Raw genomic sequence first — 26466 nt, 5'->3', positions numbered from 1 at the left:
GCTTTGGCGAGAGCGAGGTATTTCGGGTGCGGCGCGTAACAAAATGGCTGCGTCGCCCGTAGTTGTTGTCAGACACACACTTGATACCGGAGGAGACCACGAGATGATGAATAGACGCAGACTGCTCTTCAGTGCCGGCTTTGCCGCGATCGGCCTGCCGCTTGTTCTCGGTCGTTCGAAGGTTTCGGCCGCGGAGACCTTTCCCGTCACCCATACGGATGCCGAGTGGAAGAAGATGCTGACGGCGGATCAATATGCCGTTCTGCGCGAGGAGGGGACCGAGCGCCCCTTCACCAGCGCCCTGCTTCACGAAGAGCGCAAGGGCAACTTCGCCTGCGCCGGCTGCGGGCAGGACGGCTTTGCATCCGCGACCAAATTCGACAGCGGCACGGGATGGCCGAGCTTCTGGGCGCCGCTTGACGGCAAGGTCGTCGGCACGACGCGCGACACGCAGTTCGGCATGGTGCGCGAGGCGGTTCATTGCGGCCGCTGCGGCGGTCATCTCGGGCATGTCTTCAACGACGGGCCGCAACCGACCGGCCTCCGCTACTGCCTGAACGGTGTCGCTCTGACATTTCATCCGGCTTCGGCCTGATCAACGGGACCTGTCATGATCCTCTTCATTCTCGCTTATCTCGGTGGCGTGCTGACCATCGTCAGCCCCTGCATCCTGCCGGTGCTGCCGTTCGTCTTCGCGCGCGCCGGCCAGCCGTTTTTGCGCAGCACGCTGCCGATGCTTGTCGGCATGGCCGCGACCTTTGCGGCCGTTGCGACACTGGCGGCGCTTGGTGGCGGCTGGGCGGTGCAGGCCAACGAGTATGGCCGCTATGCAGCGCTTGTGCTGCTCGCCGTCTTCGGCGTCATCCTGCTTTTCCCGGCTCTGTCGGATTATCTGACGCGGCCGCTGGTATCGCTCGGGGCTCGGCTGTCGCAATCAGCCGATCGCGGTACCCGCAGCGGCGGATCGACCGTGGCGGCGTCGGCCTTGCTGGGGGTCGCCACGGGGCTGCTCTGGGCACCCTGCGCCGGCCCGGTTCTCGGCCTGATCCTGACGGGCGCGGCGTTGCAGGGAGCGAGCGTCGGCACGACCTTGCTGCTGCTCGCCTACGCACTGGGTGCGGCGACATCACTGGCACTGGCGCTTTTGATCGGTGGCCGGGTGTACCAGGCGATGAAGCGGTCGCTTGGGGTCGGTGAATGGGTGCGCCGCGGGCTTGGCGTTGCCGTTCTGGCCGCTGTCGTGGCGATCGGTCTCGGCCTCGATACCGGTTTCCTCACGCAGGCCTCGCTGGCCAGCACCGGCACGCTGGAGCAGAGCTTGATCGACAAGCTGCATCCGCAGCAGCAGGCGGCAGAGAATGCCGGCTCCGTCGTGATGAAGGGCGACGCCATGAGCGGCAGCAACCAGATGATGATGTCCGGCAACGCTCCGGCCATGATGTCCGGCAACAATGCGATGATGGCCGGCTCGAACGCGATGATGATGAAGGGCGGCCCGAAGAAGACTGCCGCGGAAGCGCTTCCGGTCGAGGGAATGATGCCGTCGCTGGATGGCGCCGTGCAGTGGCTCAATTCGCCGCCGCTTTCGGCGGAGTCGCTCAAGGGTAAGGTCGTTCTCGTCGATTTCTGGACCTATTCCTGCATCAACTGCCTGCGCGCCATTCCCTATGTCCGCGCCTGGGCGGAAAAGTACAAGGATCAGGGGTTGGTGGTGATCGGCGTTCATGCGCCGGAGTTCGCATTCGAAAAGAACATCGACAACGTCAAGAAGGCGATCGGCGATCTCAAGATCACCTATCCCGTCGCCATCGATAACGACTATGCCATCTGGCGCGCCTTCGAAAACCAGTATTGGCCGGCGCATTATTTCATCGATGCCGAGGGGCGCGTGCGCCATCATCACTTCGGCGAGGGGGACTATGACGGTTCCGAGCGGGTGATCCAGCAGCTTCTGGCGGAGGCCGGCAAGGCCAACGTCGCAGCCGATATGGTCGAGGTCAAGGCGACCGGCGCCGAAGCCGCATCGAACCAGGCGGATGTGCAATCGCCGGAAACCTATGTCGGCTGGCAGCGCTCCGAAAACTTTGTCGACCAGAAAGGCACGGTCAACGATGCAGCCCATACCTATGTCGCGGCGACGCCGCGGCTCAACGAATGGGGCCTGACTGGCAACTGGACTGTTGGTTCCGAGCAGGCCGCGTTGAACGACAAGGACGGCAGCATCTACTACCGTTTCCATGCCCGCGATCTGCATCTGGTGCTCGGTCCGGGTGCCGACGGCAAGCCGGTGCGCTTCCAGGTGACCGTCGATGGCAAGCCGCCCGGTGACGGGCATGGGGCCGATACCGATGCCGATGGCAACGGCACAGTGACCGCACAACGGCTCTACCAGCTCATCCGCGAGCCGGGCGCCGTTGGCGATCACACATTCGAAATCCGCTTTCTTGATCCCGGCGTACAAGCCTACGCCTTCACCTTCGGTTGATAGGAGACCATCATGACTGACCATAAGGGCATGACTGATCATAAGGGTTCGACCACACGGCGCTCGATGCGTATCGTCGCCTTTGGTGCGGCGGGCGTGCTGGCCGCGGGTCTGGCTATGTATTTCACCCCGTCATCCGCCGAAGAGGCGCGTGTCATTCCCGCACCCGTTCTGGACGAACCGGCCGGCGGCGGCAGCGAGACGGCGACCTTTGCAGGCGGTTGCTTCTGGGGCGTGCAAGGTGTGTTCCAGCACGTGAACGGGGTGAAAAGCGCGACGTCGGGCTATGCCGGCGGTTCCAAGAATACCGCGCAGTACGAAACGGTAAGCGGCGGCGACACGGGCCACGCGGAATCGGTCAAGGTCGTGTTTGACCCGAGCAAGGTCAGCTATGGCCGGCTGCTGCAGATCTACTTCTCCGTTGCGCACGATCCGACGCAGTTGAACCGCCAGGGGCCGGATACCGGCACGCAATATCGCTCGGCGATCTTCCCCGCCAATGACGAGCAGGCCAAGGTCGCCAAGGCCTATATCAGCCAGCTGAACCAGGCACGGGTTTTCGATGCAGCCATCGTCACCAAGATCGAGCCGGGCAAGAGCTTTTATGCCGCTGAGGGGTATCATCAGGACTTCCTGACGAACAATCCTAACTACCCCTATATCGTCATCAACGACCTGCCGAAGGTCGCAGCCTTGAAGCAGCTGTTCCCGAGGGATTACAGCGAAAAGCCGGTATTGGTCGCGGCCTCCGGTTCGAACTGAACGCCATCCATATCGCGTGAGAAACGCCCGCCCGGTTTCGAGCGGGCGTTTTGCGTCGAATCTCACTATCTGGTCAACTCATTATACCTGAGTGAAAAATTCCACAAAAAAGGCGATTGGTGCGTGAAATATCGCTACTTGCTTTGAACATGTGCAAAATAATTCTCAATTGTGGCGGAAATCGAACCGGTTTGCGCTCGCCGGTGCTTGTCACCCAGGCAAAGCGGGCGTACGGCGCTTAGCGTCAAATTGCCCTGCGCTGAATTGACGCTTCAGCAAAACTTGAGCGACCGACTCCCACGGTCGTGAAGGAGCCAATCATGAGAGACCTCCCGGGCCTGCCGTCCCGCAGAAGCTTCCTGAAAGCTTCCGCGGCGACCGCGGCCATTGCCGGCATTGCCGGTGCAGCGAAAGCCGAAACCAAACCCGAACCCGCCGCGCTCACCGAATACAAGCCGGACTGTCTTCAGCCCACGGAGTGGGCCTTCGTCATGGCAGCGGTTGCGAGACTGATTCCGTCGGAAGGCGATGGTCCCGGCGCGATCGAGACGCGCGTTCCCGTTTTCATCGACAAGCAGCTCGCCGGCGATTACGGCAAGGCATCCGACTGGTACATGGTCGGCCCCTATGAGCCGGCGGCTAGCCCGCTGCGCGGCTGGCAGACCCCGCTCAACCCGCTGGAAACCTACCAGCAGGCGATCCCGGTGTTCAACGAGTGGTGCAAGCAGACCCACGGCAAGATCTTCGCCGAGCTTGACCCGGAAACGCAGGACAAGGCGCTCACCTCGCTCCAGAAGGACGAGATGAAGATCAAGCCGGAACTGCGCGAGTTCTTCTCGATCCTGCTCGCCAACACCAAGGAAGGTTATTTCTCCGACCCGATGTATGGCGGCAACCACGGCATGGCTGCCTGGAAGTATATCGGCTTCCCCGGCGCGCGCGGCTCCTACAAGGAGTGGGTTGGCAAGCATAACGTCAAGTATCCGCTTGGCCCCGTCTCGATCTCCGGCGAAAGGGGCTAACGATCATGGCACGCACAGAAAAGAAAAAAGACGTCGTTCTCGTCGGCTTCGGCTGGACGGGCGCGATCATGGGTATCGAGCTTGCCAATGAGGGCCTCGAGGTTCTGGCGCTGGAGCGCGGTCACGATCAGGCGACTGTTCCCGACTTTCAGTACCCGAACATGATCGACGAGCTGAAATACGGCATCCGCTACGGGATGATGGAAAAGCCGGCGAACACGACTGTCACCATTCGCCGCTCGCTGGATGAGACGGCGCTGCCTTACCGCAGCCTCGGCACCTTCCTGCTCGGCACCGGCGTCGGCGGCGCTGGCACCCACTGGAACGGCCTCAACTGGCGTCCGATGCAGTCGGAATACCGCCTGAAGTCCTACGTGACCGAGAAGTTCGGCGCAGGCGTCATGACCGAGGACATGACGATCCAGGACTATCCGATGACCTACGAAGAGCTTGAGCCGCATTTCGATCGCTTCGAGAAGGTTGCGGGCATTTCTGGCCAGGCCGGCAACGTCAACGGCAAGATCGTCGAGGGCGGCAACCCGTTCGAGGCGCCGCGTTCCAACGACTATCCGATGCCGGCCATGCCGTCGACCTGGGATGGCGTGAAGTTCCGCGATGCGGCGAAGGCTGCGGGCTATCACCCGTTCCCGAGCCCGGGCGGCATTGCCTCCAAGGATTACGTCAACGAATACAACATGCAGATGGGCCCGTGTAACCATTGCGGTTTCTGCGAGCGCTACGGCTGCTACAACTATTCGAAGTCTTCGCCGCAGACGGCCATCATCGACGCCCTCAAGCGCAAGAAGAACTTCGAATACCGCGTCAATTCCGAAGTGCTGCGCGTCGAAAAGGCCGAAGACGGCAAGACCGCGACCGGCGTTACCTATTTCGACCACAAGACCGGCGAAGAAGTCTTCCAGCCGGCCGATCTGGTCATCCTGACCGCCTTTGCGCTGAACAACGTCCACCTGATGCTCGTCTCTGGCATCGGCCAGCCTTACGATCCGAACACCAACGAAGGTGTCGTCGGCCGTAACTATGCCTACCAGATCACCGGTGGCTACACGCTGTTCTTCAAGGACGAGGAATTCAACCCGTTCATCGGTACCGGTGCCAACGGCTTCTGCATCGACGATTTCGGCATCGACAATATCGACTTCGCCAAGGAAGGCTTTGTCGGCGGCGCCTACTGGCGTGCCGGCCAGACCAATGGCCAGCCAGGCCACACCATGCCGCTTCCTGCGGGCACGCCCTCCTGGGGCGCTGGTTGGAAGAAGGGCATCGGCGAGTGGTACGGCCATGCGATGAACATCGGCGCCCACGGCTCCGTCATGTCCTATCGCGGCCACTATCTCGATCTCGACCCGACCTACAAGGACCGCCATGGCCGTCCGATGCTGCGCATGACCTACAACTGGCATGAGAACGAAATCCGCCAGACGCAGTTCATGAAGTCGAAGATGGAACCGCTGGCCAAGTCGATGAACCCGACGACGCTGCAGGAAGGCTTCAAGAAGGAAGGCGCCATGTTTGACGTCCGTCCTTACCAGACCACCCATAACACGGGCGGCACGGTCACCGGCGACGATCCGAAGACCTCGGTTCTCAACCGTTATCTGCAGTCCTGGGATTGCCATAACGTCTTCGTCATGGGCGCCAACGTCTTCCCGCAGAACACGCAGTACAACCCGACCGGCATGGTCGGCGGTCTGGCCTACTGGGCGGCCCATCACATCCGCAAGGATTACCTGCCCAACCCGCGGCCGCTGGCATAAGGAGAACAGAGATGAAAACCTTTCTCCGCATCATCGGAACGCTCGTCGTTCTGGGTGTCATCGCCCTCGTCGCCTTCATCTTCGTGCCGGTGCAGCGCACCGGCCCGACCGCTCAGCTCGCAGCCGACTTCAAGCCGGCCAAGGGGCAGGGTGAATATGTCATGCGCGCATCGGACTGCATGGCCTGCCACACCAGCGAGGGCGGCAAGCCCTTCGCCGGCGGGCGCGCCATCCAGAGCCCGATGGGCACGATCTGGACCACCAACATCACGCCCGACAAGGACACCGGCATCGGCAACTGGACGCTCGCCGATTTCCGCGCTGCCCTCTACGACGGCGTGACGCCCAACGGTACGCATCTCTATCCGGCCATGCCGTACGAGAATTACCGCAAGCTCTCGGAAGAAGACGTCGTGGCGCTCTACGACTACTTCATGCACGAGGTCGAGCCCGTCTCGAACAAGGTGGAGGAAACCAAGCTTTCCTTCCCGTTCAACATGCGCTTTGGCCTGCGCGCCTGGAACTGGCTGGCCGCCAGCTACGCGGCCGGCTTCAAGCCGGAGCAGGGCGAGGACGAGCAGTTCAACCGCGGCAAGTATCTCGTTGAAGGCGCCGGCCACTGTGCCGCCTGCCACAGCCCGCGCAACCTGTTCATGGCGCAGGACGGCATCGACAATTCGTCGAAGGCCTTCCTTTCCGGCGGCGAGATCGACGGCTTCACGGCCCCTGATCTTCGCGGCCCGGCAAGTGGTCCGCAGACGTGGAGCACCGAGCAGCTGGCAGCTTATCTCTCGACCGCCCGCAACGCTCACTCGTCGGCAACCGGCGAAATGATGCTCGTCGTTCGCGACTCGCTGCAGTACATGAGCCACGACGATAACCTCGCCATCGCCACCTATCTGAAGAAGATCGGTAGTGCTGGTGGTTCCGCTTCGGCCGCACAGCCGGAGAAGGCAGAGGTGACGGCGACCGAAACGCTGCTTTCGGACGCCAAGCCCGACATGCCGCTCGGTCCGCGTCTCTATCTCGACAACTGCGCTGCCTGCCACATGGTCAGCGGCAAGGGTGCCGGCGAGACCTTCCCGGCGCTCGATGGCAACTCGCTGGTTGATGCCAAGTCGGCCAAGGGCCTGATCAGCGTGATCCTGCATGGCGCCGAACTGCCGTCGACGCCGGATCGCCCGATGAAGCTGCGCATGCAGGGCTACGAAAACCGCCTGTCGGATGACGAAGTCGCCGCACTCGCAACCTTCCTGCGCGACGGCTGGCACAACAAGGCGGCTGCCGTAACAGCAGCCGACGTGACCGCCGTTCGCGGCGAGAAGCACTAGGACAAAAGGCCGGCAGCGCGAGAATGCTGCCGGTTTTCTCTTCATGAGACTGGAAATGAAACAGCCCGCGGGATCTCTCCTGCGGGCTGTTTGTTTCATGAAACTCGACCTCAAATCAGGTGCGCGGCTTCAGGTTCTCGGGGTCGTAGATCGGCTTGTAGCCGACGCTGACCACTTCGACCGGATAGGTCTCGGCGAAATATTCGACATTCAGCTTGCGGCCGACCTGGCAGTATTCCTGCGGGAGGTAGGCGAGCGCGATGTTCTTGCCGACGGTGGGGCCATAGGCAACCGAGGTCGTGTAGGAGATGCGGCCGAGGCTGTCGACCAGCGACTTGCCTGTTTCCGGATCCATGACCGGCATGGAGCCGACGGGGTAGCGCTTGACGCCCTTGCTGTCGGTGTTTTCGGTCATGACAAGCGTGCAGAGCATCGCCGGCTGGTGTTCGCGGGCCTTGTATTCCAGGTGCTTGGCCTTGCCGCGGAAATCGGCTTCCTTGACCTTCGGGCGGGCGAGATCGGCTTCCAGCAGGTTGTACTGGGTGAGCAGGTCACCGTTCTGCAGGCGCAGCGACTTTTCCATGCGGCGCGAGTTGGCGTAGGTTTCGACGCCGAAGGGCATGACGCCGGTGGCGCGGAGCGCATCCCAGACGGCGAGGCCATCCTCGTACTTCATGTGCAGTTCCCAGCCCTGTTCGCCGACATAGGAGATGCGGAAGGCGGTGACCGTCTTGCCCGCGATCTCGATCGGCTTGATGGCCGCGAAGGCGAAGTTTTCGGGATCGAGCGCTGCCGGATCGGCGACGACCTTTTTCAGCGTGTCGCGGGCGTTCGGGCCCCAGATGCCGATCGTGATGAACTTTTCCGAGACGTCCGTGATGGTCACGTCGAGGCCGCGATCTTCTGCCACGCGCTTCATGTAGTGGAAGTCGCGCGGGCCGGCGTCGGCGCCGTTGATGAGGCGGCAGCGGTCGGCCATGCGGATGACGGTGAAGTCGGCGCGCACCATGCCCTCGTCGTCGAGGAAGTGGGTGTAGATACCCTTGCCGATGTTGGCGTCACCACCGATCTTGGCGGCGCAGAGCCATTCCAAGAGCTCGACATGATCGGGGCCTTCGATGTCGACCATGTGGAAGTGGCTGAGGTTGACGATGCCGCAATCCTCGCTCATCGCCAGATGCTCGGCGTTGGAGACGCGCCAGAAGTGGCGGTTGTCCCATTCGTTTTCGCGCACCGGTACGCGGTCGGCGTATTTCTCCAGCAGGTGCTCGTTGGCCTTGTAGCCATGGGCGCGCTCCCAGCCGCCGAGCTCCATGAAGTAGCCGCCGAGTTCCTTTTCGCGCTCGTAGAAGGGCGAGCGCTTGGCGTTGCGGCCCGAGGCGTAGGGTTCGCGAGTGTGGACGGCGGGGAAGTAGATCTTCTGCGCGGCCTCATAGCAGCGGCCGGCGATGAAGTCCTCGGTCAGCTGGTGCGGGTAGAAGCGCGAGTAGTCGATCGAGTTGTGGTCGATCTCGGTGCGGCCGTCGGTCATCCAGTCGGCGATGAGCTTGCCGTAGCCCGGGCCGTCCTTGACCCAGATGGCGACGCAGTACCAGAGGCCGCGCACCTTCTGGCTCTCGCCGCAGGAGGGGCCGCCGGCGGCGGAGACCTGCAACAGGCCGTTGAAGGAGTGGCCTTCGTTATAGCCGAGTTCGCCGAGGATCGGCGTCAGCTCCATGGCCTTTTCGAGCGGCTCGAGGATCTGCTCCATTTCCAGGTCGCGCTGCGAGGGCGACAGGCGCGCCTCGTGCTTTTCGAGAAGCTCGCGCGGGTGGCACATGCGCGGATTGGTGGTCTCGTAATAGCCCCACTCGATCTGGCCGCCTTCGGTGGTCTTCGGGTCGCCGGTGTCGCGCATATAGGCGGAGTTGCCCTGGTCGCGCAGCAGCGGGTAGCCGATTTCCTTGCCCGTGCCTTCGAACTCGTTATAGGGGCCGAAGAAGGTGAGGGGGTGATCGACCGGCATGACCGGCAGGTCTTCGCCGACCATCTCGGCGATCAGACGGCCCCAGAGGCCGGCGCAGACGATGACGTGATCGGCCATGATGGTGCCGCGATGGGTGACGACGCCCTTGATGCGGCCGCCCTCGACGATCAGCGACTGGGCCGGCGTGTTGCCGAACATCTTGAGCTTGCCGGATTTCTCGGCGGCATCGACCAGCTTGCCGGCGACGGTCTGCGAGCGCGGGATGACGAGGCCGGCGTCGGGATCGAACATGCCGCCCTGGACCTGATCTTCCTCGATCAGCGGGAACATTTCCTTGATCTCTGCGGGCGAGACGTAATGCGCCCGGGTGCCGAAGGCCTTGGCGGAGCTCAGCTTGCGCTTGATCTCTTCCATCCAGGCATCGTCGCCGGTGCGCGCCACTTCGAGGCCGCCGATGCGGGAGTAGTGGCCCATCTTCTCGTAGAAATCGATCGAATACTGGGTGGTCCAGACCGAGAGGTAGTCGTGCGACGTGGTGTAACAGAAGTCCGAGGCGTGGGCGGTCGAGCCGATATCGGTCGGGATACCCGACTTGTCGATGCCGACGATGTCGTCCCATCCGCGCTCGATCAGGTGATGGGCGATGGATGCGCCGACGATGCCGCCGAGACCGATGATGACGACCTTAGCCTGCTTAGGAAACTCTGCCATTGAGTGCGACCCTGATTGAATATTGAGATCGGATTTTAGGGATAGAAACGCGACGTGTAGAGCCTGTCTACGACATAATTATCAAACTGCACGACCAGAGGCATGTGGCTTGTGGATGACGGGCGCACGCAGCGCGGGCTTTCGCTGGCTTATGGACCTGACCCGCGCCAACGGGCAAGGCTGATGTTGCGTCGTTTCCGCGACATGTTAGAATCCCTCCTAATATTCAGAGAGTTGGCTCTATTTCCGTCACCCCCGGCGGGCAAGGACCGGCAATGAAGACTGCGAGTGCGCCGATGGCAAGCTACGGTGTCGAACCAGGGATACGCTTTGCGTTGCTCCTTGATGGGCGAGGCGGCTGCAGGCAGATCGACATGGACGGTGTCTGCGCCTGGAAGCCCGGCGATGGCGTGATCTGGCTGCATCTCGAGCGCGATCATCCGGCGGCCGCCGAATGGGTGAATGCTAAGGGCGGTTTCGATAGCTTTGTGGCCGAAGCGCTGCTGGAGGAAGAGACGCGGCCGCGCGTCGAGCCCGTCGATGATGGATTGCTGATTATCCTGCGCGGCGTTTGCGCCACCGCCCCTGATGAGGCCGAGGAGCCGCATTCGGGGCTCGATCTTGTGCCGCTGCATCTGTGGGTCGATGGCAATCGTGTCGTATCTCTGCGCGACAGCGGCCACTATATCACCGCGCTTCGCGATATCAGGGCGGCGCTGGAGAAGGGCAAGGGGCCGCAGCGCAGCGGCGACCTCCTGGCGCTGATCGGCGAGAAGCTGGTGCGCGACCTCGAACCTGTTCTCGACGGAATGGACGAGGAGGTCGACGAGCTCGACGAGATGATCTTCCATGGCGAGGCGAGCGAGGTGCGCGAGCGGCTGAAGCTCTTGCGCCGCCGTTCCGTGCAGCTGCGCCGCTATCTGGCGCCGCAGCGCGATGCGCTGAACCGTATCGAGCATGACGACGCGCCCTGGCTGCTCGAACGCGACAAGCTCAGGTTACGCGAAGTGATCGACAAGCTGATGCGCTTCATCGAATATCTCGACGCTATCCGCGACCGGACGGGCATTTTGCACGATGACCTCTCGACCGTGATCAGCGAGCGCATCGCTCGAAATTCCAACCGGCTCGCGGCGCTTGCGGCGCTGCTTTTGCCGCCAAGCGTGGTGGCCGGGCTGTTCGGGATGAATGTCGGCGGGATACCGGGGGTCAACGACACCTGGGCGTTCATCGTCATCGTCGGCTTCGTGACGATCACGTCGATCGCGACGCTATGGGCGCTCCGGCGGATCGGCTGGCTCTAGCTTGGGCGAGTGGTAGCCGGATATCAAACAAGCGTGATTCCAAGGCTGTTTCATTGACAATGCAATTTCGGAGGAAATATCACTTCCTCTACCGCTGCAGCGTGTGGCTTCCTATATCCGTGTCCCCGCCACCTGTTGCCTTCAACAAGGCTGAAGATCAGCATGATCGATACGCGTTTTTCCACGGCGATGCAGATCGTCGTCAGCGTCGCCGTCAACGACGAAGCCGGCGTGCGCTCGACGAGCCAGTCGCTGGCGGCGGGTTTGGACACGAATGCGAGCTTTGTGCGCAAGCTGCTGCCGCCTTTGACGGAGAGCGGCATTCTGGTTTCGGCAGCGGGAAGCAAGGGCGGGATCAGGTTGGCGCGGCCGAGCAAGGAGATCCTGCTCAGCGAGATTTACGCGGCCGTGACGGGAAACAAAAAGCTCTGGGCAACGCGCCACGAAATCCCGCATGCGGGTCTGGTGGGCGAGAATATCGGCGATCTCTCCGAATATCTCTGCGACCGGGCGGAGCAGGCGGTTGTCGATATGCTGGGAGCGGTGACAGTCGAGGATAGTGTGGCGGAGCTGCGTCGCCTCGATGTCGAGCGGCACAAGCTCGCGGCAGGCGAGACGCGTGACGCCGCGGAATAATCCATTCAGCCAATAGCAAAAGGTGGCTCAGCAGGGAAACCGAACCACCTTCCGTAAACTGATCGGAGGTCAATCTGATCAGAAACACCTGATTCGGGCGCCATTCCTCGCTCACGCCGGATCAGAGGATCCAGCGTGATTGAAGAGTGGCGCCCGAAGATTATTAGAATGCGCGCTGCAGGCGGAAGAAGCCCTTGGTGATGCTGTCTGCGTTGTCGGCGTCCGTGTAGTCAACGGTTGCCTTGACGTAGAGGTTGTCAACGATCTGGTAGTCGACCGTCAGGCCGGCCTTCCAAGCGTCGTTGTTGTCACGGAACTGGCCGGCAGTGATGCCGTAGTTGCCGTAATACTGGAACGCAGGGGTGATCTTCAGCTTGTCGGTTGCCTTGATGGCGTATTCGACAGCCACTGCCCACTCAGACTTGTTGTAGTAGGAGTTCGGGCCAGACGAGTAAACGCCAGCGAGGCCGAGCGTGCCAGGACCGATTGCAACGGTACCCATGGCGCGAACTGCACCTTCTTCGTTGTCGGTGTCGTAACCGCCGGTGATCTGGTAGGTGAAGGCGCCAGCCTTACCACCGATAGCAGCGGCAACGCCGAAGTTGTTGGCGGTTTCGCCCGGCTTGTAGTAGCCGTCTTCCAGTTCGTCGATTGCGATACCAGCGTAGAAGTCGCTGGTTTCGTACTGGTAACGAATGGAGTTGCGCAGGGTAACGGAGGAGCCGATGTCGTCGGTTTCGCCGGAGAGACCATCGTCCCACCAACCATAGAACAGACCAGCGCGCAGGCCAGCGATGTCGATGTAAGCGGAGTCGAGCGTCGTGGTCGTCGAAGAGTTGTCGCCGTTGTTACGGAGAACGATAACGCCGGTCAGAGGACCGTATTCCGTGTCGCTCTTGGCGGTGAACTGAACCTGAGCGCGCGTACGAGCGTTCCAGTCCGAGGTACCCTTCTGGTTCGGGCCGCCGTAGACTTCAAAACGGAGGTAACCGCCGACCTTGAGGCAGGTTTCCGTGCCTGGGATGTAGAAGTAGCCGGTGCCGTAAGCGTCGCAAACGCGAACGTATTCTACAGCTTCCGGTTCAGCAGCGACGATAGCGTCTGCAGCCTGGGCGCCCGAGACGGCGGCGAGAGCCGCTGCCGAGCTGATGAGCATCATACGAATAGTCATAGTTGAGTCCAATCTATTTAGGATTGGGCACAGGTCATTGCTGCCGAAAACGGCTTCTACCTACCCCAATTTCAAAACAAGCCCTCACGGGGACGTGATGTCTCCGTGACCGGCAAATTACATTTCGGCTTAAATGTATCAATTACAGATACAGTCATAATTCGTTATATTTGCGATGCAAAAAGACGGTGTTGCAGAAAGGCAACTTTCGCGACGATGAACACGGTTCATCAGCAGCTCGATCCTGATAATCAAGCTATCTCAATACTATATGGCGAAATGCTTATGCACGTCTATCGTGCTGCAATGCAATATTATTGCCGAATTACGGTTGTCCTTCGGTCATGATGCAGCACTCACGCCAGCGAATCGCTCGCCAATCAGGTGACGGGTCAATTGGTCTTTGAGGTCGAATTGAAGACGGCCGTCCGGCGTCGTCAGGCGCTCCAGCAGCTTGCGAACGCCTTCGCTGAACAGGAGGCTCGACTGGTGCGCATCGGCACTCGCTAAAGTAGTTGTTCCGAGAATGCTGACGCCGTTATGGGCGACGGTTTCGTCCACCTTGGTCATCGCGCAATTGCCACCGGCGGCTGCCTCAAGATCGATGATAACGGTGCCTGCCGTCAGGAGCGATAGCGATGCGTCGTCGATCAAAACAGGTGCGCGCCCGGTCGAGCCGCCGACACTGGAGACGATCAGCTGCATTTCCCGGAGTTGGCCGGCAAGCTGCTTGCGGCTGGCGGCGACGAGAATGTCTGCTGTCACAGCGCTTGCGCGCTCGAGTGCCGAATCGATCGCCACGAATTTCGCGCCCAATGCCTCGGCCCGTTTGCGATCGTTGTCGGTGACGCTGAAGAGATAGGTCTGGGCGCCGAGACGCCTGGCGGTGGCGATCGCCTGAAGCGCGGCCGCGCCCGTGCCCAGCGCCGCCATCTTGACCGGGCGTGCAATGGCGCCATCCATGACAAGCATCGGATGCCCGACGCCGAGTTGACGGGCGCCTTCGAGAACCGCTGCGTGGCCGCAGATGGTCGCCTGTCGTGTCGCCACGTCCATGCTGCCCGCATCCGCGACGCCTTCAAGGCTTGCGAGGTCGAGCATGAGGCCGCGGCCTGCCGGCTCGTCGGCGTCGAGCGGGGAGCCGAGGAAGATGAAGGTGGGTGATCCGGCGAAGCTGCGCGCGTCCAGCGGCTTGCGGATGCTGACGAAAAGATTGCACTCGCGCGCAATGGTCTCACGGCTCGCCGGTCGCGCACCGGCGGCGACATAGGCCTCATCCTCATAGCCAGCGGCGGCGCCGCAGCCGTGCTCGAAGCGGATCGAAAGGCGCGCTGAGAGGTGGCCGATATCCTCGGGCGTCAACGCCACGCGCCGCTCACCGGGCACAGTTTCCCGGAGCAGTCCAGCGTGGACGGGAGCGAGGTTTGGCATTCAGAACTCTGTTGGTGAAAAACCGAAGGGCGCGCGCGGTCGCTATAGGGCGCTGACCTCATCGTTTTATGACAGTTTTGTAATTTTTCACCGATGATCGCGATATATTCGCGATGCGTGCAACTTCAGGTAAAATTCCGGTTGAGACATGTTCCAGAAGTTTGCAAGAATGAGCCCTTAGGGAAGCAGCATTGCAAAGAGATGCGGTTTTGCGCTGCCGCATTTGGATGTAATGATCCTTGCGAAGCGCTTGGCTGCTGGAGGCATTCGTGAATTTCTATTCGGTCTATGATCAGGGTTTTGTCCGCGTGGCGGCTTGCACGCCGATCTGCGAGGTCGGCGATCCTGATTTCAATTCGAAGGCGACGCTTGACATGGCGCGGCAGGGCCATCAGCAGGGCGTCGGCCTGATGGTGTTTCCGGAACTCGGCATATCGGGCTATTCCATCGACGACCTTCTTGGACAGGATGCGCTTCTGAAGGCGGTGGACACTGCGATCGCCGAGATCGTGACGGCCAGCGCGGCACTGATCCCGGTTCTCCTGGTGGGAGCGCCGCTGCAGCACGAGGGGCGGCTTTATAATTGCGCCGTCGCCATTCACGCCGGCCGCATCCTCGGCGTCGTGCCGAAAACGCATCTGCCCAATTATCGTGAGTTTTACGAGAAGCGCTGGTTTGCCTCCGGGCGGACGGTGCGCGGCCAGACGATCCGGGTCGCCGGCGAGACCGTGCCGTTCGGAACCGACATGATATTCGCGGCCGAGGATCGGCCCGATTTCACCTTCCATATCGAGATCTGCGAGGATCTCTGGGCGCCCGCCGCGCCGAGCGATTTCGGCGCGCTCGGCGGCGCGCTCATCCTCACCAATCTGTCGGCCAGCAACATCACCGTCGGCAAGGCGGAAACCCGCAAGCTGCTCTGCGCCTCGCAATCGTCGCGCAGCCTGTCGGCTTACATCTATTCGGCCGCCGGGCCGGGGGAATCGACGACGGATCTGGCGTGGGACGGACAGGCCTGCATCTACGAGCTTGGTTCGATGCTATCAGAGACCGAGCGTTTCCCGATGACGTCGCAGATGTGCGTTGCAGATATCGATGTCGAGCGGCTGCGGCTGGAGCGCTTGCGCACCGGGACCTTCAACGATGCCGCGACGCTCAACCTGACGCCGGATCGCGCGTTCCGGCGCATCGGCTTCCAGTTCCAGGCGCCGCAGGGCGATATCGGGCTGGAGCGTGATATCGCGCGCTTCCCGTTCGTGCCTGCTGACGAGAGCCGGCTGGATCAGGATTGCTACGAGACCTTCAACATCCAGGTGCAGGGCTTGATGAAGCGCCTGCGCTCGACGGGGATCAAGCGGCTTTGCCTGGGGATCTCGGGCGGGCTTGATTCCACGCATGCGCTGCTGGTGGCCGCGCGGGCATACGACAAGCTCGGCTGGCCGCGCTCCGATATCTTGTGCTTCACCATGCCGGGCTTTGCCACCGGCGACGAGACCAAGTCGAATGCCTGGGCACTGATGCGCAGCATCGGGGTGACGGCGGAGGAGATCGACATCAAGCCGCTGGCGCTGCAGTTGCTGCGGGATCTCAAGCATCCGTTCTCCGGCGGGCAGCCGGTCTACGACGTGACCTTCGAAAATGTGCAGGCGGGCCTGCGCACCGACTTCCTGTTCCGCGCCGCCAACCAGCGCAATGCGCTGGTGCTCGGCACAGGCGATCTGTCGGAAATCGGTCTCGGGTGGTCGACCTATGGGGTCGGCGACCAGATGAGCCATTATAATGTCAACGCCTCCGTGCCGAAGACGCTGATCCAGCACCTTATCCGCTGGGTGATCCGCACCGGCGATTTCGACGCCGACGCCAAGGCGACGCTGGAGCGCATTCTGGGCACGCTGATCTCGCCGGAACTCGTTCCCGCCGACGAGAACGGGGTGATGCAGAGCACGGAAGACAAGATCGGCCCCTACGATCTGCACGATTTCGCGCTGTTCTACACGACCCGCTTCGGACTGCGTCCGTCGAAGGTGGCTTTTCTCGCTTATTCCGCCTGGAAGGATGTCGACGCCGGTGTCTGGCCGCCGCATTTCCCCGAGGACAAGCGCCGCGCCTTCGATCTTCCTGTCATCAAGAAGTGGATGGAAACGTTTCTCTTCCGCTTCTTCACCATCAGCCAGTTCAAGCGCTCGGCCTCGCCGAACGGGCCGAAGGTTACGTCGGGCGGTTCGCTTTCGCCACGCGGCGACTGGCGCGCGCCGTCGGATGGCAATGCGCGGATCTGGATCAAGGAGCTGAAGGCCAACGTTCCCGATGTCGAGAACTGACGGAGTTGGCGGCGGCATCCTTGCCGAAGCCTGCCGGTGGCACACATAAGAGAGCATAGCTTACGGAGGTAGATGCTCGTGGAGTGTGATGGTCCTGACGAACCGTTGCGTTACGAGATCCGGCGCGAGCCCTCGGGGCGGTGGACGGTCGTGGATTCGATGACCGCGCTGCCGGCGGCAAGCGACGGGCGCGACCTGGTCGGCCTCTCCAGGGAGGACGCGCGCGATATCGCCGAGGAGCTCAACCGGAGCATCGCGCAGGGTCGTGATCCGTTGATCTGACCACCGGCGCGGAACCCGCTGGAGATGCGACATGGCGGATCATGACGATCGCCTGAACGATCAACGCGATCACGGATCGGCGGACCAGGCCGCCGAACAGCCCGGTCGTCTGGATGACAGGGAAGAGCGGATGCTCAGCGAGGGCCGCAGGCTTTCGGCATGGGCGCTGATCGGTGCGGCCGCCTTTGTTGTTGCGATGATTGCGCTCGCTTTTGCCGTTTTCAAGAGCGATGGCCCCAATCCAGGTGCGGCGACGTCGCCTCCAGCCGTAGATAGGCCGTCTTCCGAGGGGCCGTAGGGCAACACTTCGCCATATATACTCTATAAACGATGTCATTTGTTGTCTCTTCGCGGATTCAGCGCTATTGCCTGCCGGATAGGAGATCACGTGAGGAGCGTAAGATAGTCGGAATGCTGACGAAAAAAGGAAAATACGGCCTGAAGGCTTTGGTCGATCTCGCAAGGCTCGCACCGGGCGAAACCGCGTTCATCAACGATGTGGCGGCACGCAACAATATTCCGAAGAAATTCCTCGACACCATCCTCCTCGAACTGCGCAATGTCGGCATCCTTCGCTCGAAGAAGGGGCCGGGCGGTGGCTATTCTCTGTCGCGGCCGGCGTCGGAAATCCGGATCGGCCATGTGATCCGCACGCTCGATGGTCCGCTGGCACCCATCCGCTGCGCAAGTCGCACTGCGTTTGAAGCCTGCGACGACTGTTCCGATCCCGAGACCTGTCAGGTGCGCCGGTCGATGACCGATGTGCGCGACGCGATTGCCGATATCCTCGACAACATGACGCTTGAGCAGTTCGTCGCATCCGGCAACAACAACAAGTGGACAGAGAGCGACGAGACGGTGCCGATGTCGGTCGCCTGACCGACGGCGTTTCGTACCGCATCCCGATGTTTGTTGAGTCGGCCATGTGACCTGTCCCATGACCGTGCTCTCGATTTATAGGATACTCACTATATGGTGAGGGAATGGTCTTCGCGGGGTGGCTGCGCGAAGATAGCGCGTGTTTTTTAAGAAATAAGAGTGTTACTGACATTCCATTGCCCGCGTGGGCGCTGTCTTGGGTCGTGTTTGCCGCTGCCTGATGAAAGGCGCAGCCTCCGCGACCCATGACATAATGCAGCATGAGGTACCATATGCCGTCGAACCCTCGCACACGGCTCCAGCTCGATCCCGGCGATATGCCGATCTACGCGATTGGGGACATTCACGGCAGGCTCGATCTCTTGCGACAGGCCGAGCAGGCGATCTTCGAAGATGCCTCGCGCCTGCCGGGGCGCAAGCTCATCATCACGCTCGGTGATTATATCGACCGCGGGCCGGCCTCGGCGCAGGTCATCTCGCACCTGATGCAGCCGGTGCCCGAGGATTTCGATCGCATCAGCCTGACGGGCAATCATGAAATAATGATGCTCGACTATCTCGACGGCAAGATGTCCTACGACAGCTGGATGATGACCGGTGCGGATGCGCTGCTGCATTCCTATGGCATCGATACTAAGCAGATGCCGGTGCTGTTTCGCACGGCGTCGAAGCGGGATGCCTTCATCCGCGATTCTTTGCCGAAGGCGCATATCGAGTTCCTGCGCGCGCTGCCGATCATGATCGACACGCCGGCGGTGCTTTTCGTGCATGCCGGCATCGATCCGGCGCGGTCGATCGACAATCAGCAGGATGACGATCTCGTCTTCATCCGCCACCGCTTCTTCGAGAGCGATCTGCCGCTGCCGAAGCTCATCGTGCACGGACACACGCCGGTCGATCAGCCCGACGTGCAGGAGATGCGGCTCAACCTCGACACCGGCGCCTACCGCAGCGACAGGTTGACTGTCGCGCGGTTGTGGCAGGGCGAGGTGCGCCTGTTCTCTACCTAATCAGGCATCCGCTTCCGCGGTTTCCCGCATCTTCGGCGTCTCTTCGGTGTAGTAGCTCGTGTACTTGTGACGGTAACGCTCGGTGCCGCCGAAGTTGGTGAACTTGCCGAGTTCGGCCATGTCGGTCTTGTTGAGGATCACACCGAGGATTTTCGACTTGATCTGCGGCTCGGCGTTCAAGACATCACGCACCAGGTTGGTGGGCGTTGCACCCCATTCGGTGACGAACAGGAAGCCGTCGACCTGCGGCGCGAAGGCCTTGGCGTCGATGACGGGGCCGAGCGGCGCAAGGTCGACGACGATATAGTCGAACATCTTGCGGGCGTTTTCCATCAGGTTGAACATGCCCTGCGAGGCCAGCAATTCGCTGGTGTGCATCAGGTTGTCATTTGAGATGACGGGCAGGATCGCGAGCTTGGTGGTCGGATCGACCTTCACGGCGCCGGCCCACGGGATCTCGCCAAGAACGGCTTCGACAAGGCCATGCTGCGGCGGCGTCTTCAGCATGCGGGTCAGGCCCGGGTTGCGAAGGTCGGCGTCGATGAGCAGCGTGCGCTTGCCGCTTGAGGCGAGCAGGGCGGCAAAGTTGGCAGCCGTCGTCGACTTGCCTTCGCCCGGCATCGCCGAGACGACGCCGATGACGCGGTCGGAGCGACCCTGGAACATGACGTCGCTGGCCAGCTTGGCGTTGCGGAGCGTCTCGGCGAAGACTGAGCGCGGCGCCTCCAGAACGACACGCATGATCCGTTCGAAGGTCGCGCCATCGTCACCGACAGGATCGCCGGGCTCGGAAGCGAGCTGGCTCGGGTTCCGGAAGATCTTCCGTTCGCGCGGCGGCTTGCCGACCAGCGGCAGGTAGCCCAGGAACTTCAGGCCGAGAATGGTGCGGACATCACCCTCGACGCGGAAGAAGCGCTCGCGGAATTCCTGGAACACGACCAGACCACCGCCGGCCATGAGGCCGAGCACAATGGCGAGACCAAGCGTCATCGTCCGCTTCGGGCTGGACGGCGAGACCGGGACGCCGGCTTCGGAGATGACGCGGGCCTTGGCGATCGGGAAGGACTGCTGCTGCGAGGCCTCTTCATACTTGCCGAGGTAGGATTCGTAGAGCGTCTTCAGGGCGGCTGCGCGCTGTTCCAGGTCGTTCAGCTGAACGATGGACTTGTCGGCTTCCGAGTTCTTGCCGGTCAGATGATCGATATTCTGGCGGAGCGATGCTTCACGTGTGCGGGCAACTTCGAATTCGTTGCGGGCATTGGAGGCCAGCTGCTGCAGTTCCTGGAAGATCTGGCGGGTCAGATCGTCCTTTTCCGAGCGGAGTGCGACCGCCTGCGGATGATCGGCGCCGAAGTTCGTCGTGACTTCCTGCTCACGCTTGCTGACATTGATGTAGCGCGTGCGCAGATCCTGGATGACGGAGTTGTTGGCCTGGCCGGACGAGATGGCGGCGTTGTTGACCGCGCCCTCGGGGCCGAGATCGATGATCTGCTTGAACTGGTTGTAGCGTGCCGAGGTGCTGGCGGCGTCCGACTGGGCGACAATCAGCTGCTTGGTCAGGTCGGCCAGCTGCTGCTCGGACATGAGCTCGCCATTGGCCGAGGTCAGGCCGTTCTTCGCCTTGAAGTTCGCGGCCTCGAGCGCTGCCTGCTGCGAACGCTCGCGCAGGTCGGTCAGGCGCTGCTGCAGCCAGACGGAGGCGCTCTCGGTGGCGTCGAAGTTGGCGTTCAGCTGGTCGCTGAGATAAGCGGTCGCGTAGGCCTTGGTGATGCGGGCGGCGAGGAGCTTGTCTGTCGAACGGAACGAAACGGCGAGAACCGCGCTTCGGTTGACGCGCGACACGGTGAGCGCCTGCTGAATGAGGGCGGCTGCCTTCTGGCGGCGTCCGGCGCGGGCGTCATCCTCGGAAACCGGAGGGCTGCCGGGAAGCACGGCGCTGGCGAGCAGCTTGATGCCCGACTTGACGAGGCCGACCGGGGAGGCGGGCGGGTCGAGGATGGTGGCGTTGTCCTGCAGGTTCTCGGCATCGACGACGCGCAGAGCGAGCTGGTTGGACTTCAGGATTTCGACCGCGCTGGCGATCTGCATGTCCACCTGCTGGGAGTTCGCCACCGGCGTGGCGTCCTGCGCATACTTGGTCATGCTGTCATCGAGCAGGACCTGCGTCATCGACGTGTATTGCGAGGTGGAGAACAGCAGGTAGATCACCGCCAGCGTCACTGTCGCTGCAACGCAGAGCGCGATCGAGCCGACGCGGCGCATCAGGATCGCGATTAGGCGATCGATGTCGATGAAGGAATCGGAGTCGTCGGGCGCTTTTGGCAGAGAGCTGTGCAAGGTGAGGTTCCGTTGGTTCATGGCTCTATCCTTTGCGGGAACGGGTCGTGCCATCGATGGCTGTGAGGTCGGCCTGCGGGCCAATCAGTTTGCGGAGCGACGCGATCACGCGGTTGGCCCGTGCTGCGATGGGCATGCTGAGATGCCCGACAGCGGATGGGGTGCCCCAGGCTGTTCTGATCGTTCCGAGGATCGACCGGTCTTTGATATTCTGGACGAGAACGAGGAAGGCTCTTCCCCGAAGCAGGCTTTTTGCCCTGAAATCCTGGGCGGCGGCTGCTTCCGCATCCAGCGTGTGATTGCGAAGGAAGGTCTTATCTCCTTCGATCATGGCGTCGATGTGGTGAAGCGAAAGAACGCGGGAGATCGATCCTTCGCGGATATTGTAGTCGTAACCGGCAAGCGGTTCGAAAACGCAGCGTCCGCCGAGCGCCATGGCGCTGGCGAGATAGAGATAGTCCTCGCCGATCTTCAGGCTTTCGTCGAAGCGAAGGGCATGGCTTTCGATGAAGGCGCGCTGAAAGATCGGCTTGAGATAGCCGAAATTATGGGTGGTTTGAAAAAGGGCGTTGGAGCGAATGAAGGCGGAAAGGGTGAGCGCCGGCATCTGCGCCAGCGCGTCCTCGGCAAACATGGTTTCGGCCGGCGTGCCGTCGGTCCTGATGACACGCAGGTTATCGACGGCGATTTCGGCGCCGGCCTTTTCGGCACGATCAATCATCCGGCGCAGCCGGTCGGGATCGACCGTGTCGTCTGAATCGAGCACCGCCAGCCAGCGGCCGGTGGCGGCCGAGATCGCGGCGTTGCGCGCAGCCGACGGGCCGCCATTGCGGGCGAGCGCGATCAGCCGGACGTTGCGGTCGGCATAGCTTTCGGCGATCGCCCTGGTTTCATCGGCCGAACAGTCGTCGGCGACGATCATCTCGACCGTGACGCCGCGCTGGGCAAGCGCGCTGTCGATCGCCTTTCCGAGCGTCGCCGCCGCATTATACGCGGCGATGATAAAGCTGACGTCGGGCATGTCTTGCTTCATGCGGCCTCCGCCGTTCCATACTGGCGGATTTCGCGCACGCCGAGCAGGCCGCTGACGACGCCGGAATGCATGATGCCGCGAAGGGCGTAGCGGTAGCGCGGCACGGCCGAGAAGACGCAGGCGAGGGCGGCGGCGTAGCAGAAGCCGGCCTTTGCCGCGGCAAGCGCGATCTGCTTCGGCCGGTTGAGGCCTGTGCCGGCCTCCTGCAGCAGCCGCCCATGGGTCTGGCCGAAGCGGAAGCGGCGCTTGGCGAGCCAGGAGAGATCGGCGCGGTTTTCGGTCACCGGTTCATAGACATAGGCCTTTTCGGCAAAGGCGATCTTGCCGCCGGCCTCATGCATGTGGCTGAAGAATTCCGTGTCCTCTCCGCCCGTATGGCCAAGCGCGAGGTTGAAGCGACGACCCGCAAGGCTCTGTGAGGAGAGGCGCAACAGGACGTTGCAGGTGTAGCCGGTGCGGATTTCGCCGTTGACCCAGACGGGCAGCGTCGAATGGAAATCGCCGACCCGCATCCAGCGCGGTGCGGTGTCCGCGTAGACGCTGCGGACAGGTCCGAGAACGGCGTCGGCCTTGGTTGATCGGGCGGTCGAAAGCAGCTCGACCAGCCAATCCTCGCTGGCGTCCTCGTCGTCGTCGATGAAGGCCAGGAAGTCGCCGGTGGCGTTGTCGAGGCAGGCGTTGCGGGCGATCGAGATGTTCGATGCCGGGCAATGCACATAGGCGATCTCGTGGGCAATGCGCGGACGAAGCGCCTCGACGCGCTCCCTGGCGCTTGGGGTCTTGTCGTTATCGGCGACGATGATGCGCAGCCGCGAGCCGGGAGGAACCTCAAGGACGGCCAGCGACAGCAGCGCTTCGTCGAGCGAAGCGCGGCGATAGGTGCAGATGCCGATGTCGATCTGCAATTGTCTGGCCTGGGGTTTTTTCGTCTGCTCTTTCTGAGTCTGTTCGGGGGGCTGGTTCACGACGCAACCTTTCTGCCGCGGAAGCTCAGGAGTTCCATCCAAAAGCCGGCCGACCAGGCGAAGTGCATGACCATGGCCGATACGGCTGCCAGCGGGCCGTAGGGGTTGCGCTGGCCGATCGCCATCCAGAAACCGTAGCCGACACAGGCAACCGCCCAGAGGCTGAACGGTATGACGGCGGCCCAGTTCACCACTGCCAGAAATGCGCCGATGAAGACGGGAACGACCAGAAGCGGCAGCATCTGGCGAACATTCGGCATGCTGCCGTGCTTCAGGATGTTCTTGGCGCGGCCGCGGCCATAGCCGAGATACTGCCGGAACAGCGTGGCGACGCTGGAGCGCGGGTAATAGACCATGCGGGTCTTGTCGGTCATCCAGATGCCGAAGCCGGCCTTTTTCAGGCGGTAGTCGAGTTCGGCGTCCTCATTATGGCTGAAGGTCTCGTCGTAGCCGCCGACGGCCTCAAAGGCGGCGATGCGCATCAGGGCGTGGTGGCCGTGATTGGTCCAATGGCCTTTGGCGCCCTCGCGATGCTTCGAGCCGCCATTGCCGAGCTTGGAGTTCTGGGCGAAGGCGGTGGCCTTCTGGAACATGCCGAAGCCGACGGTCTCCATCGATACGACCACGGAATCGGCCTGGGTCGCAACGGCTTCCTCGACGAGGCGGCGGCAGTAATCATCCGGATAATCGCCATGGGCGTCGATGCGGATGAGATAGTCGTAGTCGCGGCCGAAGGTGGCGACCGCCAGATTGGTGGCGGCGCTCTGCAGGCGGCGGGGATTGTCGAGGAGCACGATGCGCGGATCGGACATGCTGATGCGGGCGACGATCTCGCGCGTCGCATCCTTGCTGCCGCCGTCGGCGACGACGATCTTGGCGTTCATGTGATCGATTTCGCGGCTCAGCTTGGCGAGCAGCGGCTCGATGTGCTTCTCTTCGTTCAAGCAGGGGATGATTATGAGACTGGAGACGCTGGAACTGGCATCAGGCTGCATGGTTGTCCACCCTTCTGGAGATACGGTTTTCGGTGCGGATGCACTGCTGTCGCCCCTCTCGACGGCAGCAGGCACAAGACGGGAAAGGCTGGCGACGAGCGCTTCGCAGTCGCTGCGGTCGGCGAGCCAGGTTTTCTGATCGGTTAAGGCGACGGCGTCGCTGAGCGCATGGTAGCGCTCGCCGGTCATGGTTTCGAACAGCGTGCGCAGTGCCGTCGGGCTTGCATCAGGAAGAGCAAGGCCGATCTCCTTCTCGCGCAGGAAGCGCGCGGTCTGGGTGCCTTCGAGCGCGATCGGAACGGTGCCGTAGAGGCATCCCTCGTAGAGCCGGTTCGGCAGCAGCCAGCTGGAATTCAGGCCTTCCTCGAAGAAATCGATCGCCCAGGAGAAGTGGACGTCGTCGTAGATCGCGCGGAGATCCTCTGGATTCTTGTAGGGGCCTTCGAAGCGGAGATAGGGTTCGCCGGCGACGAAGCCGTCGAAATCCTCGAATTCCGAATAGGCGGGGCGCCCGCGCAGCACGATCTCGACGCGGCCTTCCATCAGGCGCGAGAACTCGGCGAGCATGGCCAGCGACTTCCTGCAGCGCAGCGCGCCGAACCAGCCGATTTTCCAGGGCTGGCCGGGCTGTTTCAGCGGGCGGGCGATGGTCGGCTGAACCGTCTGGTCGATTGATATGACCTTGTTTTCGATCAGCAGCGTTTCGGCCTTGATGCCGGAGCGCGGTGCGAAGTGGTGTTCGATGAAGGCGGGCGAGCTCGTCATGATCAGCCGGGCGTTGCGGCCGAAACGGGCTTCTGCGCCGCGCATGATTTTGCCGACCATGTCGTTGCGCGACAGCAGCCGGTGAATATCGAGGCATTCGTAGACGACGGGCACATCGCCGCCGAACATCGCATTGGCGCGGTCGGCGACGGCAAGCGCCTCGAGATTGCGGCCGATGATGACATCGGGCTTGTCGACCGTCTTCAGCAGGCCTTTCAGCCCGCTCATCGCTTTCACGACAGCGCCGATGCGCTGCGCAAACTTGGCGTCGGCGGTGCGGCCAAGCTCGATCGGCGTGATGCCGTGGACTTCGGCGAGGCGGTTTTCGCCGCGCCGGAAGCCGGCCAGCGTCACCTCCGCGCCGCCCTCGCGCAGCATCAGCACCCGCCGCCGGACGGCGGGATCCGAGAGATCATGCACGAGATACAGGACTTTGAGCATGGCACTCCTTGTCATTTGTGCGCCGTCGGCGCCGATCAGTTCAGCGTGCATGCGATCGATTCAGGGAACTGGCACTTGTCGCCGGGGGCCGTGTAGGCGAAGCGCTCGACCTCAAGCGATGTCGGCTTGGTGTAGGCGAACTTGCCCATCCAGTCCTTCAGCGTGTCGGTGCCCCAGAGGCTGAAGAAGATCTTCTGCTGGCTGTCGGGGATCTTCGCGGGATCGGTGACATCCTGCACGAGCTTGCCGTTCAGATAATAGCGCAGCCGGCCGGGCTCCCAGACGAAGGCGTAGTCGTTGAAGCCGTCATCGGCATTGGCGCCGATCGGAACCAGCTTCTCGTTGCCGCCCTTCGCCTTGATGTACTGGTTGACCTGCACCTGGCCGGAATTCTTGCCGAGGATCTCGAAGTCGATCTCGTCATGCGGCTTTTTGTCGGCCGGGCCGATATAGGTGAAGAAGGCGGAGTTCAGGCCGGGACCGGTGGCTGTCTTCATCCGGGCCTCGTAGGTGCCGTAGCCGAAGCGCTTCTTGGTCTGGATTTCGCCGCAGAGATAGTTGCGGTCCTTCGACTGACCTTCAGCGAAGGAGAGCTGCAACGCGCCGCCTTCGACCTTCACCTGGTTTTTCGACCAGGTGCAGTTCTGATGCGGGCCGTTGTTCCAGCCGTCGGAAATGAACCAGACGCTGCGGTCGAGCTTATCGAAGTTCTCCACGAAGGAGGCACTGCCCGGTTGTTGCGCGGCCTGCTGGGCAACGGCCGAGGAGGCGCCGAGGAGGAGCGTGCCGATGATACCGAGTGCGGGGCAAAGTTTTCGCGCATGGGCGATTTTGGTCGTCATGT

General features: G+C 62.1%; 21 protein-coding genes and 1 pseudogene. 13 read left to right on the top strand and 9 right to left on the bottom strand.

What is annotated here, in order from left to right; genetic code table 11:
* Positions 1-103: 103 nt before the first annotated feature.
* The 6 genes from msrB (at position 104) to ACODTZ_RS18435 (ending at position 7375) form a co-directional block, all read left to right on the top strand.
* On the top strand, positions 104-595 hold the full coding sequence (msrB, locus tag ACODTZ_RS18460; RefSeq protein WP_489027120.1) for a peptide-methionine (R)-S-oxide reductase MsrB: 492 nt from the start codon (positions 104-106) through the stop codon (positions 593-595).
* Positions 596-610: 15 nt separating this feature from the next.
* Complete coding sequence (locus tag ACODTZ_RS18455; protein ID WP_489027118.1) at positions 611-2485, top strand: cytochrome c biogenesis protein DipZ; 1875 nt, start codon at positions 611-613, stop codon at positions 2483-2485.
* A gap of 12 nt (positions 2486-2497) precedes the next feature.
* The gene (msrA, locus tag ACODTZ_RS18450) at positions 2498-3247 is read left to right on the top strand and encodes a peptide-methionine (S)-S-oxide reductase MsrA (protein ID WP_489027116.1); all 750 of its coding nucleotides are present in this window, start codon (positions 2498-2500) and stop codon (positions 3245-3247) included.
* Positions 3248-3567: 320 nt separating this feature from the next.
* On the top strand, positions 3568-4269 hold the full coding sequence (locus ACODTZ_RS18445; RefSeq protein ID WP_047513995.1) for a gluconate 2-dehydrogenase subunit 3 family protein: 702 nt from the start codon (positions 3568-3570) through the stop codon (positions 4267-4269).
* A gap of 5 nt (positions 4270-4274) precedes the next feature.
* Positions 4275-6044 (top strand): GMC family oxidoreductase, encoded by a 1770-nt coding sequence (locus ACODTZ_RS18440; RefSeq protein WP_047513992.1) that lies wholly within the window; start codon positions 4275-4277, stop codon positions 6042-6044.
* Between the two features lie 11 nt (positions 6045-6055).
* Positions 6056-7375 (top strand): c-type cytochrome, encoded by a 1320-nt coding sequence (locus ACODTZ_RS18435; RefSeq protein ID WP_489027114.1) that lies wholly within the window; start codon positions 6056-6058, stop codon positions 7373-7375.
* A gap of 115 nt (positions 7376-7490) precedes the next feature.
* Here ACODTZ_RS18435 and ACODTZ_RS18430 read toward each other — a convergent pair whose 3' ends face one another.
* The gene (locus tag ACODTZ_RS18430; protein ID WP_489027112.1) at positions 7491-10052 is read right to left on the bottom strand and encodes a GcvT family protein; all 2562 of its coding nucleotides are present in this window, start codon (positions 10050-10052) and stop codon (positions 7491-7493) included.
* A 275-nt stretch (positions 10053-10327) separates the two neighbouring features.
* Between ACODTZ_RS18430 and ACODTZ_RS18425 the strand changes: the two genes are divergently transcribed.
* Entirely contained in the window at positions 10328-11356 is a 1029-nt protein-coding gene (locus ACODTZ_RS18425) for a CorA family divalent cation transporter (protein WP_047513984.1), read from the top strand.
* Between the two features lie 162 nt (positions 11357-11518).
* Positions 11519-11992 (top strand): RrF2 family transcriptional regulator, encoded by a 474-nt coding sequence (locus ACODTZ_RS18420; protein ID WP_489027109.1) that lies wholly within the window; start codon positions 11519-11521, stop codon positions 11990-11992.
* A 163-nt stretch (positions 11993-12155) separates the two neighbouring features.
* On the opposite strand, the gene ACODTZ_RS18415 is transcribed toward ACODTZ_RS18420, so the two are convergent.
* Entirely contained in the window at positions 12156-13163 is a 1008-nt protein-coding gene (locus tag ACODTZ_RS18415) for a porin (RefSeq protein ID WP_111564079.1), read from the bottom strand.
* Positions 13164-13505: 342 nt separating this feature from the next.
* A complete protein-coding gene (locus ACODTZ_RS18410; protein WP_489027107.1) occupies positions 13506-14594 on the bottom strand; it encodes a Rossmann-fold NAD(P)-binding domain-containing protein in 1089 nt (362 codons plus the stop codon).
* A gap of 269 nt (positions 14595-14863) precedes the next feature.
* On the opposite strand from ACODTZ_RS18410, the gene ACODTZ_RS18405 reads away from it, so the two are divergent.
* The 5 genes from ACODTZ_RS18405 (at position 14864) to ACODTZ_RS18385 (ending at position 19086) form a co-directional block, all read left to right on the top strand.
* Positions 14864-16915 carry an NAD(+) synthase gene (locus tag ACODTZ_RS18405; protein ID WP_489027105.1) on the top strand — a complete coding sequence of 684 codons (2052 nt, stop codon included), beginning with the start codon at positions 14864-14866 and terminating at the stop codon, positions 16913-16915.
* 105 nt (positions 16916-17020) lie between these two features.
* Positions 17021-17197 carry a hypothetical protein gene (locus tag ACODTZ_RS18400; RefSeq protein WP_449090769.1) on the top strand — a complete coding sequence of 59 codons (177 nt, stop codon included), beginning with the start codon at positions 17021-17023 and terminating at the stop codon, positions 17195-17197.
* 31 nt (positions 17198-17228) lie between these two features.
* On the top strand, positions 17229-17495 hold the full coding sequence (locus ACODTZ_RS18395) for a hypothetical protein (RefSeq protein WP_489027103.1): 267 nt from the start codon (positions 17229-17231) through the stop codon (positions 17493-17495).
* A 113-nt stretch (positions 17496-17608) separates the two neighbouring features.
* Positions 17609-18076, top strand: a complete 468-nt coding sequence (locus tag ACODTZ_RS18390) for an RrF2 family transcriptional regulator (protein WP_111564083.1) — start codon at positions 17609-17611, stop codon at positions 18074-18076.
* Positions 18077-18348: 272 nt separating this feature from the next.
* A complete protein-coding gene (locus tag ACODTZ_RS18385) occupies positions 18349-19086 on the top strand; it encodes a metallophosphoesterase (protein WP_489027101.1) in 738 nt (245 codons plus the stop codon).
* On the opposite strand, the gene ACODTZ_RS18380 is transcribed toward ACODTZ_RS18385, so the two are convergent.
* The 6 genes and pseudogenes from ACODTZ_RS18380 to exoK all read right to left on the bottom strand — a co-directional run bounded on the left by ACODTZ_RS18380 (position 19087) and on the right by exoK (position 26464).
* Positions 19087-21444 carry a polysaccharide biosynthesis tyrosine autokinase gene (locus tag ACODTZ_RS18380; RefSeq protein ID WP_112980731.1) on the bottom strand — a complete coding sequence of 786 codons (2358 nt, stop codon included), beginning with the start codon at positions 21442-21444 and terminating at the stop codon, positions 19087-19089.
* Positions 21445-21448: 4 nt separating this feature from the next.
* The gene (locus ACODTZ_RS18375) at positions 21449-22456 is read right to left on the bottom strand and encodes a glycosyltransferase family 2 protein (RefSeq protein WP_489027099.1); all 1008 of its coding nucleotides are present in this window, start codon (positions 22454-22456) and stop codon (positions 21449-21451) included.
* Complete coding sequence (locus ACODTZ_RS18370) at positions 22453-23361, bottom strand: glycosyltransferase family 2 protein (RefSeq protein ID WP_112980729.1); 909 nt, start codon at positions 23359-23361, stop codon at positions 22453-22455. The genes ACODTZ_RS18375 and ACODTZ_RS18370 overlap by 4 nt, the downstream gene beginning before the upstream one ends.
* A 56-nt stretch (positions 23362-23417) precedes the next feature.
* Positions 23418-24416: a glycosyltransferase family 2 protein gene (locus tag ACODTZ_RS18365; protein ID WP_026282735.1), complete on the bottom strand. Its 999-nt coding sequence runs from the start codon at positions 24414-24416 to the stop codon at positions 23418-23420.
* A 63-nt stretch (positions 24417-24479) separates the two neighbouring features.
* Positions 24480-25622: pseudogene (locus ACODTZ_RS18360) on the bottom strand (glycosyltransferase family protein); the annotation flags it as partial.
* A 35-nt stretch (positions 25623-25657) separates the two neighbouring features.
* Positions 25658-26464 carry an endo-1,3-1,4-beta-glycanase ExoK gene (gene exoK, locus ACODTZ_RS18355; protein ID WP_047513959.1) on the bottom strand — a complete coding sequence of 269 codons (807 nt, stop codon included), beginning with the start codon at positions 26462-26464 and terminating at the stop codon, positions 25658-25660.
* Positions 26465-26466: the final 2 nt, after the last annotated feature.

This window comes from Rhizobium sp. FG113, assembly GCF_057809895.1.
Note: the sequence above shows the minus strand (reverse complement) of the source record. Positions and strands in the feature narration are given on the sequence as shown.

Coding starts and splice junctions, on each gene's coding strand:
- msrB (WP_489027120.1), top strand. CDS start 104: ATGATGAATAGACGCAGACTGCTCTTCAGTGCCGGCTTTGCCGCGATC.
- ACODTZ_RS18455 (WP_489027118.1), top strand. CDS start 611: ATGATCCTCTTCATTCTCGCTTATCTCGGTGGCGTGCTGACCATCGTC.
- msrA (WP_489027116.1), top strand. CDS start 2,498: ATGACTGACCATAAGGGCATGACTGATCATAAGGGTTCGACCACACGG.
- ACODTZ_RS18445 (WP_047513995.1), top strand. CDS start 3,568: ATGAGAGACCTCCCGGGCCTGCCGTCCCGCAGAAGCTTCCTGAAAGCT.
- ACODTZ_RS18440 (WP_047513992.1), top strand. CDS start 4,275: ATGGCACGCACAGAAAAGAAAAAAGACGTCGTTCTCGTCGGCTTCGGC.
- ACODTZ_RS18435 (WP_489027114.1), top strand. CDS start 6,056: ATGAAAACCTTTCTCCGCATCATCGGAACGCTCGTCGTTCTGGGTGTC.
- ACODTZ_RS18430 (WP_489027112.1), bottom strand. CDS start 10,052: ATGGCAGAGTTTCCTAAGCAGGCTAAGGTCGTCATCATCGGTCTCGGC.
- ACODTZ_RS18425 (WP_047513984.1), top strand. CDS start 10,328: ATGAAGACTGCGAGTGCGCCGATGGCAAGCTACGGTGTCGAACCAGGG.
- ACODTZ_RS18420 (WP_489027109.1), top strand. CDS start 11,519: ATGATCGATACGCGTTTTTCCACGGCGATGCAGATCGTCGTCAGCGTC.
- ACODTZ_RS18415 (WP_111564079.1), bottom strand. CDS start 13,163: ATGACTATTCGTATGATGCTCATCAGCTCGGCAGCGGCTCTCGCCGCC.
- ACODTZ_RS18410 (WP_489027107.1), bottom strand. CDS start 14,594: ATGCCAAACCTCGCTCCCGTCCACGCTGGACTGCTCCGGGAAACTGTG.
- ACODTZ_RS18395 (WP_489027103.1), top strand. CDS start 17,229: ATGGCGGATCATGACGATCGCCTGAACGATCAACGCGATCACGGATCG.
- ACODTZ_RS18390 (WP_111564083.1), top strand. CDS start 17,609: ATGCTGACGAAAAAAGGAAAATACGGCCTGAAGGCTTTGGTCGATCTC.
- ACODTZ_RS18385 (WP_489027101.1), top strand. CDS start 18,349: ATGCCGTCGAACCCTCGCACACGGCTCCAGCTCGATCCCGGCGATATG.
- ACODTZ_RS18380 (WP_112980731.1), bottom strand. CDS start 21,444: ATGAACCAACGGAACCTCACCTTGCACAGCTCTCTGCCAAAAGCGCCC.
- ACODTZ_RS18375 (WP_489027099.1), bottom strand. CDS start 22,456: ATGAAGCAAGACATGCCCGACGTCAGCTTTATCATCGCCGCGTATAAT.
- ACODTZ_RS18365 (WP_026282735.1), bottom strand. CDS start 24,416: ATGCAGCCTGATGCCAGTTCCAGCGTCTCCAGTCTCATAATCATCCCC.
- exoK (WP_047513959.1), bottom strand. CDS start 26,464: ATGACGACCAAAATCGCCCATGCGCGAAAACTTTGCCCCGCACTCGGT.